The 10,295-nt window shown below is 67.8% G+C and carries 10 protein-coding genes; 2 read left to right on the top strand and 8 right to left on the bottom strand.

The genetic code is table 11. From position 1 onward, the window contains the following. The 4 genes from VNN10_08700 to VNN10_08685 form a co-directional block, all read right to left on the bottom strand. Positions 1–942, bottom strand: a 942-nt coding sequence (locus VNN10_08700; GenBank protein ID HXH22095.1) for an SMC family ATPase, incomplete at its 3' end; no start/stop codon positions are given. Then, the gene (locus tag VNN10_08695) at positions 929–2,101 is read right to left on the bottom strand and encodes an exonuclease SbcCD subunit D (protein ID HXH22094.1); all 1,173 of its coding nucleotides are present in this window, start codon (positions 2,099–2,101) and stop codon (positions 929–931) included. The genes VNN10_08695 and VNN10_08700, both read right to left, overlap by 14 nt. 2 nt (positions 2,102–2,103) lie before the next feature. After that, positions 2,104–3,795 (bottom strand): ATP-binding protein, encoded by a 1,692-nt coding sequence (locus VNN10_08690; protein ID HXH22093.1) that lies wholly within the window; start codon positions 3,793–3,795, stop codon positions 2,104–2,106. Next, entirely contained in the window at positions 3,786–4,742 is a 957-nt protein-coding gene (locus tag VNN10_08685) for a hypothetical protein (protein HXH22092.1), read from the bottom strand. Before VNN10_08685 ends, VNN10_08690 begins: the two co-directional genes overlap by 10 nt. 191 nt (positions 4,743–4,933) lie before the next feature. On the opposite strand from VNN10_08685, the gene VNN10_08680 reads away from it, so the two are divergent. After that, positions 4,934–5,524, top strand: coding sequence for a hypothetical protein (locus VNN10_08680; protein ID HXH22091.1), 591 nt, complete (start codon positions 4,934–4,936; stop codon positions 5,522–5,524). A gap of 242 nt (positions 5,525–5,766) precedes the next feature. Here VNN10_08680 and VNN10_08675 read toward each other — a convergent pair whose 3' ends face one another. The 4 genes from VNN10_08675 to VNN10_08660 all read right to left on the bottom strand — a co-directional run bounded on the left by VNN10_08675 (position 5,767) and on the right by VNN10_08660 (position 9,766). Then, positions 5,767–5,994 (bottom strand): hypothetical protein, encoded by a 228-nt coding sequence (locus VNN10_08675; protein HXH22090.1) that lies wholly within the window; start codon positions 5,992–5,994, stop codon positions 5,767–5,769. A gap of 375 nt (positions 5,995–6,369) precedes the next feature. Further along, a complete protein-coding gene (locus VNN10_08670) occupies positions 6,370–7,983 on the bottom strand; it encodes an MFS transporter (protein HXH22089.1) in 1,614 nt (537 codons plus the stop codon). Between the two features lie 171 nt (positions 7,984–8,154). Then, complete coding sequence (locus VNN10_08665; GenBank protein HXH22088.1) at positions 8,155–9,078, bottom strand: M48 family metallopeptidase; 924 nt, start codon at positions 9,076–9,078, stop codon at positions 8,155–8,157. Positions 9,079–9,133: 55 nt separating this feature from the next. Beyond that, entirely contained in the window at positions 9,134–9,766 is a 633-nt protein-coding gene (locus VNN10_08660; GenBank protein HXH22087.1) for a LemA family protein, read from the bottom strand. A 91-nt stretch (positions 9,767–9,857) separates the two neighbouring features. Here VNN10_08660 and VNN10_08655 point away from each other — a divergent pair. Then, positions 9,858–10,295: hypothetical protein (locus tag VNN10_08655; protein ID HXH22086.1), on the top strand; the 438-nt coding region annotated here is incomplete at its 3' end.

The raw sequence follows: 10,295 nt of genomic DNA, 5'->3' as shown, positions 1-10,295 counted from the left end.
CTCGAGGGCGAGGTGGCGAGCGTGGTCGTAGGAGAGGGCCGCGAGCGCGTCCCGGGCGCGCGCGTGCTCTTGCCGTAGCTCCTGGAGCCGTTGCTGTCCCTCACGGGCCAGCTCCTCGGCCTCGGCGATGTCTAGGAGCGTCTGCTCGTGGGAGGCCAGCTTTTCGTTCTGACGCTTACGGGCCTCGACCACGGTCCGGGCCAGCCCGAGGGCGTCCGTCAGGGCTTCGCGCTGCCGCTGGGCGAGGTGGAGGCGAGGGCGGGCCTCCTCGATCTGCGCCCGGACATCTTCGAGCGCCTCGGGCGTCGCGCCGCCATAGTCCTCGCGCTGGCGGCGGTCGTTGGCGCTGATCTGGGCCTCCAGGTCGCGGGATTGCTGGTTCGCCAGACGCATAACCTCTTCGTAAATGCCGATGTCGAGGAGGTCCGTGAGCACCTGGCGGCGGTCCTTCTTCTCCCCGGCGAGGAACTCCTGAAAGCGCCCCTGAGGCAGCAAGACGCACACAGTGAAACTGCGGTAGTCCAGGCCGACGATGCGCTCGATCTCCTTGTCGATGTCCTTGACGCGGCCGGCCACTGGCTGCCACTGGCCGTCGACGCACTCCTCGAGCTGTACGGGCGAGGGCGCGCGAGTCACGAGCTCGCGGCCGTCGCGGGCGGTCCGCCGAGTCTGGTTGATGCCGCGGTGCACGCGGTACTGCTTTCCGCCGGCCTCGAACTCGAGGTCGACGCTCATGCTGTCGCGGTTGTGGGAGATGAGGCTCGTGGTCTCGCCGTGCCGGGGGACGCGGCCGTAGAGCGCGTAGCAGATAGCGTCGACGATGGTGCTCTTGCCGGCGCCGGTGGGGCCGGTGATGGCGAAGATGTCCATGCCCCGGAAGGGGATTTCGACGGGGTCGCTGTAGCACGTGAAACCGGCGAGGCGCAGGTTAAGGGGACGCACGCTCAGCCTCCGTCAGCAGTTGGTTGAAGAGCCGGACCAGTTCCGCGGGCGCGTCCGTGCCGCGCTTGCTGCGATAGAAGCTCGCAAAGAGCTCGTGGGGCTGGAGGCCGCGGCGTTGCTCGCGTGGGTCCGGCCCGGACGCCGCAGCGGGCAGCTTCGGGGGGGTCACCTCGACGGCGTTGGGGACGAGGTCATGCACCTTCTGGGCCAGCGCCGGCACGAACTCGTCAAGCTCTACCGTCACCTTGAGGTAGGCGCCCGCGTGCTCCTCCGCCAGCCGCGGCAGGTCGGCAAAGCGCACCGTGACGTTGCGCAAGGGCCGGCCGCCCTTGAGCTCGAGACGCCGCACGTCCGGCGGCAGTCCCGGCCGCAGCTCGACCAGGTTGACGCTGCGCTTCTGGTCCGCCTCGCCGAAGTCGAGTTGGAGGAGCGAGCCCGAGTACTCGACGCGAGAGGCGGCTGCGATCTGCTGCGGCTTGTGCACGTGGCCCAGGGCGACGTACTCGGCGTCGTCCGGGAGCGCGGAGGCCTTGACGGCGAAGTTCTGGCCGATCTGGAGCTGGCGCTCGCCGCCGCCGGGGCCGATCTCGGCGCCGCTGATCAGCATGTGGCCGGCGAAGATGTTGACCGCCTTCGGGTCTGGCTTCGACCAGAGGTGGCGGATGAGCCGTTCCATGCGCTCGGCGTACTGGGCGAGGGGCTTTTCGAGGCCCCTGGCAAGAGACTCGAAGTCGAAGGTGAAGCGCTCCGGGACCCAGGGCAGGGCCACGATTTGCGCCACCTCGCTCCTGTCGCGCGAGGGGATGGCCACGCGCGCCAGGGCCGGATCGGCCGTAACGGAGCCGAAGCAGTGTATGCCCGCCAGACGCAGCACGCGCGTCAGGGCGTCCATGTGGCGGGCGTGGTCGTGGTTGCCGGCGAGGAGCACCACCTGGGCTCCCTCGCGCACCATCTGCTCGAGCGTCTCGTACAGGAGCTTTTCGGCCTCCGGCGCGGGCGAGAAGGTGTCGAAGATGTCGCCGGCGACGAGGAGGAGGTCGACGCGTTCGCTCCGCACGATGGCGGCGACCTCGGCGAGCACGGCCTCGAACTCGTCCTGCCGCGAGCGGCCGCGGATCTGGCGGCCCAGGTGCCAGTCGGCGGTGTGGAGGACGCGCATGCCTACCGCCCCAGGCGAATGCCCAGCCCATCGCCGGCTGAGAGGTCGACTTCGTCCTTCCGGGTTGCCCAGGCGGGGAAGGGGAACTGCACCAGGAGCGGGACCGGGATCTCCGGCTGGCGGAGGAACATGGAGCCGGGCTTGAGGATGGAGGCGCGGGCGCGGGCGGCGTCGGAGAGAAAGCCGTACTCGTCGCGCGCGGCTTCGGCCGTGTCCAGGCGCCCCGCCACGCGGAAGGAGGCGTTCGCCGTCACCCGACGCTCGATCTCGCTCGCCGTCTGCTGGGCGCCGATGAGCACGAGGCCGAGGCTGCGGCCGCGCTCCGCAATATCGAGCACCACCTCCTTGATCGGGCTCCAGCCCTCGCGGGGCGCGTATTTGTTCAGTTCGTCCAGCACAACGAAGACCAGCGGGCGCCCTGTGCCGAGGCCCTCCTTCTGCTCCACGAGGCGGCGGACGACCACGCCGACTACGAAGCGCTTCGCCCGGTCGGGCAGGCCGTTGATGTCTATGACCGTGATCTGCTTGTTGGACTCGCCGTCGGCGTCGAGCACGCGGATGCGGTGCTGGTCGGCGAGCGAGGGCGGTATCGCCCGGACGAGGTGGCCGGCGGTGGCGGCGGCGTCGAAGAGGCGGCGGATGAAGGCCTGCTGCGTGCCCTGGGCGACGCGGGAAGCGATGCTGTCGATGTAGGCCTCGAGCAGGTGGGCGAGATCCGTGAAGCTCCGCACGACGGTGCCGTCGGAGGTGACCATGAAGCCGCGGTCGTCGGGCCCCGTCATCGTCTCCGGGTCCGCGAGCCAGTCTTCGACCTGGCGGATGACGAAGGACAGCTGGCTGGTCTCGCTGTCGGCTTCGGCGAAGAGGAAGCGGAGCATGCGCTCGCGGCAGAAGTCGGCCAGCGACCAGGCGTAGGCGCGCACGCCCTCCGTGCGGGTGTCGGCGGCGGCGATCAGCGCGTCGCCCTTGCGGACGGGGGACCAGACCGCGACGCTGCGGAATGGGCCGACAGGCAGCCCGGCCTTCTCATACATGCGCCGCGCGCCGTCGTCCAGGAGACGATTGGGCTTATCGAGCCAGAGGAGGTCCTCCCCCTTCACGTTGAAGACTATAGCCTTCGTATTCGGCCCGTGGCCCTGGAGGACGCCGGAGTGGAAGAGTGAATAGAGGAGGAAGAGGGCGTAGCTGGTCTTGGTCGCGACGCCGCTGATGCCGGAGATGTTCATGTGGGCGCCACGGGTGCCGTCGAGGAACTCGATGTTGCCGTACATAAGCTGCCCATCGCGCGAGAAGCCGGCGCAGAAAGCGGTGCCAGCGGCGAGCATTTTGTCGAAGTAGAGGGCTTGCTCACGCTGGAGGCCTTCGCTCTTGAAGGCGTCGCTCCCGGGAAAGGGGGCGACGAAGACCTCGGGGTCCACGCGCGTGACGGCCACGTGCGCCGCATTCGCGACGTTGAAGGGCATGATGCCCTCGCGGGCGCGCTTCGCGTCGCTGCCGAAACGCGCACCCTCGAGCCGCGAGCGGACCGTATCGACGACGCCGTGAATGGTCACTGACTGACCGTCGGGCAGGACGATGGGCACGGTGACGACATCGTCAAGCTGCAGATAGCGGCCCTCCTCGACGTGCACCCAGAAGTCGAGGGCGAAGGCGTCGTCGGTCCCGATCACCTGTCCGACGGGCTCTAAAGCCATATCTCCTCCGCGGCGAAGGTCTCGACTGCCAGGCGATGGAGGAGGTCAGGGTTGCCGAGGAGGTGGCGGAGGTGACTTTCGAGCAGCCCGACGGGCAGGAGGTTCTGGGGCGCCCGGTCATCCTGGTAGGGCTGAGAGGCGAAGGCCGGCAGGTGGGCGGCCGACAGGTCCGCGAGCCGCACGGCTTCCTCTTTCGGCGTGGAACCCGACAGTTCGAGCAAGGCAAGGCCCGAGAGCGCGACCTCGGAGGCCGCAGGCCGGCGCAGGCAGAGGAACCAGCAGTAATAGGCGCGGTCAGAGCGCCGGCGCACGAATACGGGCGAGCGCTCGCCGGCCCGGAGCCGGGAGAGCACGTCGAAGTGCCGAGCGACGACCGAAGGCAGGACGTGGGGCGTCTTGATCAGGCCCACGGCCGGCGCCTCGACGTCGGGTGGGAGGCGTCCGTCAACCACGATGAGGCCGGCGCCGGCGTCGACGAGCCGGCGGACGAGCGACGCCTCCATGTCGGCGCGAAGGTGGTTCAGGACTCGCCCGAGGCCCTCGAAGTCTGATTCCGGACTCGAGACCGAAGTGTAGCAAAGGGTGGACGTTGCGGACTTCATTACGAGCGAGGGACAACGTTCGCCACAGCCGATTATGAGCCTTCGCTCGAGCCTCACGTCCGAGGGGTCGATCCGCCGCCCCGGCCATACCGCTCCCGCGGCGTAGGAGGCGAGCAGGCCCGGCACGAAGCGGCCTTCACCTTCGGCGGACAGGCGTCTTTCGCGCCGCTCCACGCCGTCAACGAAGGCAAGGCGCAGGCCGGCGGCGGGCGGGGGCGGCGCGAGGGGGCTCCAATGCGCGTGCTCGACGTCGTCCTCAATCTGGCCCTCGTCGTCGGCGATGACAGCCTCGGCGACGGAGTCGTAGAGAGGCGGGCGCGGGTCTAGCTTCAGGCGAAGGGGCATAAGGGAAAGAGCTTACGCAATTGACGCATAGCATAGCCCAACCACAGCCCGCGTCAAGCCTTTGACACGAAGGCGAAAGCCTGCGCCAGGCCCGGTTACGACGGCATTAGCGCCTGACTCTCCACTATAAACGGACAAGCGAGGGGAGGGCTTCCGTTGCGGGAGCCCTTTCTTTCCGTCAAGGAGATGTCATGGAGACGGACTGGCAGAAGGTGGTTTCTCTGCGAGCGGGCCCGGAGCGCGACCGCGAGATCGCAGCCGGACTGAGAAAGCTTCCCTACCTCGAGGGCGAGGAGCTGGCAATCGAGGTCCGGCGGCTGATCGACGCCGAGTACTCGCTCGACGATGAGGGGTTGCGCTCGGTCAGCATCGCGCGCCTGCGTGCCCTGCTCGAGCTCGACGACGACGGGGCGGCAAAGGTCGCCGAGGCCTACGACCGGACCATGAACACGATGCCGGGGGATATCGCCTTCCGGCGCGCGGCGACCGTCCAGACCCTGGCGCGGCACGAGTTCAGCGCCGAGGAAGAGGCGCGTTTGAAGGCTCTCCTGCCCAACGTGTTCGGAGAGAAGCCGGCGGAGCTATCCGTGGACACGCCCGGGCCGCAGGCGCCGGTCCGCAAGTATCCCGGGCGCCGCTGGTGGCAGTTCTGGCAACGCAAGAAGGCCGAGGCCGAAGGGGAAGCCGATATCGCCGAGGAAGTTGCGCGCAAGCTGGAGGAACAGAGGGCGCAAACGACCGAGGCTGCCCTGGACCACTTCAGCCGGAACCGCCCGGTGTAGGGAGCAACGAGAAGCGAGAGGGCCGGTCTCATGACCGGCCCTCTCCTTTGCTTGCCCCGTCCTCTTACTAGAGGAGAAGGATCAACAGAAGGATGATGAGGATGACCGCGAGAAGACCGCCGCCAATGTACATGAGGTTCGCCTCCTTTGCTCCAAGCATGCGGCGGTCGCGGTTGCGCGCACGTAAAGTCGCGCGTGGCGCGAATTGCATGCGCTTTCCAAGAGGTCGGCGTAGCGGCGCGCTACAGGGGCGATGCTGTCGAGATCGGCACGCCGTTGAAGGTCACTTCGACCTCGCCGCCGGTCAAGCGGGCGACCTGCCGCGCCAGGACGGAGGCCTCCCATGTGGCGCCCCTGACGCCGAGCTGGAACTGCTGGTCGAGGGCTTCGAGGGTGTAGTGGTCGCGCGAGCCATCGCGCTTCGTGACGAAGAAGTGCCAGCCGTAGTGGCCAATGGTCGTGGCGTGCATCCTGCGCCTCCGTGACGTCCGTGTCCACAAATGAAAACGAGGGGGAAGCGGCTGGCGTAACGGGATCCTGCCAGCGGAGGCGATACTCGGGGTGACGGCCGTGCACCGCCTCCGCTGGCAAGCAGGACGCGCTCCAGCGTCCTGTGCACTTTATCGGTGCTCTTGCGGCCGACTTTAGGGTAAACGCCTAGGGGAATGCTCCGGGGCGTGCTTTATGCAGGGCCATTCAGCCCCGCCGCGGATGCCGCCGGCGGGGCTTCGCCGCCGGGCACGCGGGCAAGCGGGGTGCGAACGAAGGCGCCATGCGCCCTTGCTGGCGGTATGCCGAGACGACAGGTCAGGTTGGGGTCGGTGGGAGGGTGGCGGCAGGCGTGACTAGCCGGAACCGCCCCCGGTCGCGGAGTCGACCTCTGTGGGCATATCCGAGTACTTTCGCGCGAGGGTGGAACCGCGCTCGTGCTTCATGGAGCGCCGGAGCTGCGACCAGATCGAGCCCTCGCCGCGTCCCTCCTGGACTCGCTCGACGGCAACGAGGGCAAAGCGCTTGAAGTCGTCCTGCTCGAGCTGACGGTAGGCAGGGTTGAACACGGTGACCGCGAGGATGAACAGCGTGAGGATGACGCCGGCGCCGAACTGCGCCGCCTGAATGCCGATCAGGTCGATGGGGCCGAGGGACAGGCTGCCGATGCTGTCGGCGATGAAGCCCATTGGCAAGGTGCCGAGGGGCATGAGGGAGAAGGTCATCATGTTCACGCTCATGACGCGCCCGTAGAACTGGGCGTCGCTGGCTGTCATGACCATGGTGCTGTTAAGGCCCTGGAAGTAGCTGGACATGAAGCCGAGCATGGCGAGGGCCAGGAGCGCGCCCACGTAGTTCCCCATCAGGGCAAAGCCAGCCAGGAAGATGCCGAAGCCCAACCCTGAGTACAGCTGTAGCTGTGTCCGGCGCGGGAAGTCAGCCATCGAAGCCATGACCAGCGAGCCGGCCAGCGCGCCGATGCCGCTCACGGTCATCATGAGGCCCAGGCCCTCGGCATTGCGGTGCACGCCGTCGCCGAAGACGTCCTTCGCGAACACGGGCAGGAAGCTCTGGTAAGACATGCCGATGAGCGCCGGGACGAGGCCCATGACGAGCAAGGTCAGGAGGATGGGGCTGGCGATGACATAGCGCAGGCCGTCGACCAGGTCCTGGACCATCGTGCCGCGGGGGCCGCCGTACATGGGCCCGAACTGGCCCCGCGCCTCGCGCTCTCGCTTCTCGGCCTCGACCTCCGGCGCCGCGCGTACGAGGGGGATGGCAAGGATCAGGAGCAGGGCGCAGACGTTGAGCGCGGCCTGGATGAAGAAGACGCCCTCTATGTCGATCCATGGTACGGCGATGAGGGCTCCGGCGACGAACGGTCCGGCGACGCGCGTGAGGTTCATGCCGGCCTGGTTCAGGGCGATGGCGTTCATCAGCTCCTTCTCGCCGACGACCTCGGGGATGAAGGCCTGGCGGGCGGGGCCGCTAAAGGAGAAGACCACGCCCTGGGCGAGCCCGGCGACGAAGAGGTGCCAGATCTCGATCATGCCGGTGTGGACGAGCACGGCCACCGTAAGAGCGACGGAGGCTGTCATGAGCTGAGAGAGCATCATCAGGCGGCGGCGGTTGATGCGGTCGGCCAGGGTGCCGCCGACGAGGGAGAACAGCAGCATGGGGATGCCCCAGCCGAGGCTGACAACGGCGATGGCGCTGTTCGTCCCGCCGATCTCGTAGGCGAGGACGCCGCGGGCCACCATCTGCATCTGCATCCCGGCGAAGGAGCCCAGCATGCTCAGCCAGAGCAGCTGGTAGGCGGGGATCTTGAGGGCGGAGAAGGTCTTGTGGACGGTGAGGAGGCTGGACGCGTCGGCGCCGCCCATGCCGCCGCCACGGGGGCCGCTGCGCATCATCATTTCGCGCCGCTTGATGGCCTCGTCGTTGGGCTCGACAGGAGTTACGGTTGCCAAAGCGCCTCCCGGGCTGGCGTTCATTATATCAGTATTCGGACATTTACGTGAGCGTCAGAATGGCCGCCGGTAATCAGTACATCGAATGCGGGTATTGGCCGCTCTGCGGCCTGCGAACCCGGGCGCCGCCGGCCCGGGGCGCTCCAAGGCCGACCCGCGGTGCTCGCGTCCTCACATTGCCCGCAGGAGGCGGATGCGTTCTTCGATGGGGGGATGAGTGGCGAAGAGGTTGTTGAGGGCGCTCTGGTGGGCTTTCAGGGGGTTGACGAAGTAGAGGTGCTCGGTAGCCTTGGTCGCCGTGTCGAGCGGGTCCTCATCGGCGCTGATCTTCTCGAGCGCGCGCGCAAGGCCTTCAGGGTAGCGGGTCAGGAGCGCCCCTGAGGCGTCGGCGAGGTACTCGCGCTCGCGCGACACGGCCATCGTGATGATGCGCGCGGCTATCGGCGCCAGTACGGCGGCGATGATCGCGACCAGGACGAGGATCGCGGCGCCACTGCTGTTCTTGCCCTTGTATGAGCGCCTGGCGCCGGCGCCGTACCAGGTCAGCCTGAAGGCGAGGTCCGCGAGCAGGGCGATCACTCCGGCCAGGAGCACGAGCGTGGTCATGAGGAGGGTGTCACGGTTCCCGATGTGCGAGAGCTCGTGGGCGATGACGCCCTCGAGTTCGAGCTTGTCGAGCTTGGACAAGAGGCCGCGAGTGACGGCCACGGAGGCGTGCTCGGGGTCGCGCCCGGTCGCGAAGGCGTTCATCGCGCCGTCCTCGATGACGTAGACCTTCGGCATGGGCAAGCCCGCGCCAATGCACAGGTTCTCTACCGTGCGGTAAAGCAGCGGCTCTTGCTCCTCGGTCACCGGCCCCCGCGCGCCGCTCACGGCGAGGGCGACGCTGTCCGAGGCGAAGTAGGCGAACGCCGCGTAAAGCAGCACGAAGAGCATGATGAACGGCGAAAACCCCAGAGGCAGCCCCGCGAGGTAGCCGACGAGGATCACCATGGCCGAGGTGAGCACAAAGAAAGCGGCCAGCAGGAGGAACGTCTTGCGCTTGTTGGACGCAATCCGGTCGTAGATGAGAACCGGCTGCTGAAGCTCGGACACAGATGCCCCCCGGCCGCGGCCCTCGAGTGAGGGCGCTACGCTGGTCCTCGCCGCCTCAGGTTGAAGGAGGAGAGGCGGGCGGGGCCGGCGGCGGGCTCTGCGCCTGCGCCGCAGGCGCGCTGGGCGCGAAGCTCACGCGCACGTCCTCGCGGGCCGCCTCTTCGGCCTCGAAGAACTCCTCGGGCTGGAAGTTGAACATGTTGGCGATGATGACCGAGGGGAACGTGCTGGTCTTCTCGTTGTAGGCGAGGACGTTGCGGTTGTAGAACTGGCGCGCGTAGGCGATCTTGTCCTCGGTGTCGGTCAGGTCGCTCTGGAGCTGCTGGAAGCTCTGATTGGCCTTGAGGTCCGGGTAGGCTTCGGCAACGGCGAACAACGAGCGCAGGGTCTGCGTGAGCATGTTGTTGGCCTGGGCGGCTTCCGCTGGCGACCCGGCGCGGTCGAGGGCGGCGCGGGCGCGCGTGACGTTCTCCAGCGTCTCGCGTTCGTGCGCGGCGTACCCCCTCACGGTTTCGACGAGGTTCGGGATCAGGCTCGAACGGCGCTTGAGCTGCACGTCGATGCCGGACCAGGCCTCTCGCACCCGGAAGCGGGCGCTCACGAGGCCGTTATAAATGCCGACTGCCATGATGACGAGCAGCACCAGGACTGCTATGACGACGATGAGGATGATCAGGCCGGCGTCCATTCGCGGCTCCTTTCTCCAACAGCGACCATATTATTAGCATCTCGCTCCGCATGCACTGCCTGCCATGCGGCCTGAACCTGTCCTTGAGAGAGTGAGCTATCGTCGCCCCGTGGCCCTGAAGACGCGAGAGTTCCTGGAGATTGTCCGGTCCGCGGCCCTCGGGGCGATGGCCGGGGAGAAGCCAGCGGCCCGGCAGCGCGGCTCGCTGCTGCAGTTCTCCTTCGGCGACTTCGCCCAGCACTACGAGGTCTGGGTCCGGCCGCGGGCGGGCCTCATCGAAATAGGCCTGCACTTCGAGGGGGACCGCGAGGACAACTACGCCCGCATCGCCGCGCTATCTGCGGCGATGGGGGAAATCGCGGCGCAGCTGGGCCCAGGGGTGGAAGCGGAGGAGTGGACGGAACGCTGGACGCGCCTGCACGAGACGCTCCCGGCGGCCTCACTGAGCGAGGACCTGGCGATTGAGGCCGGCTTACGCATCGCGCGGTACGTGGAGGTGCTCGAGCCTGTCGTGCGGCCGCTCGGCCCC

This window comes from Dehalococcoidia bacterium (assembly GCA_035574915.1).
GTDB lineage: Bacteria > Chloroflexota > Dehalococcoidia > DSTF01 > WHTK01 > DATLYJ01.
Note: the sequence above shows the minus strand (reverse complement) of the source record. Positions and strands in the feature narration are given on the sequence as shown.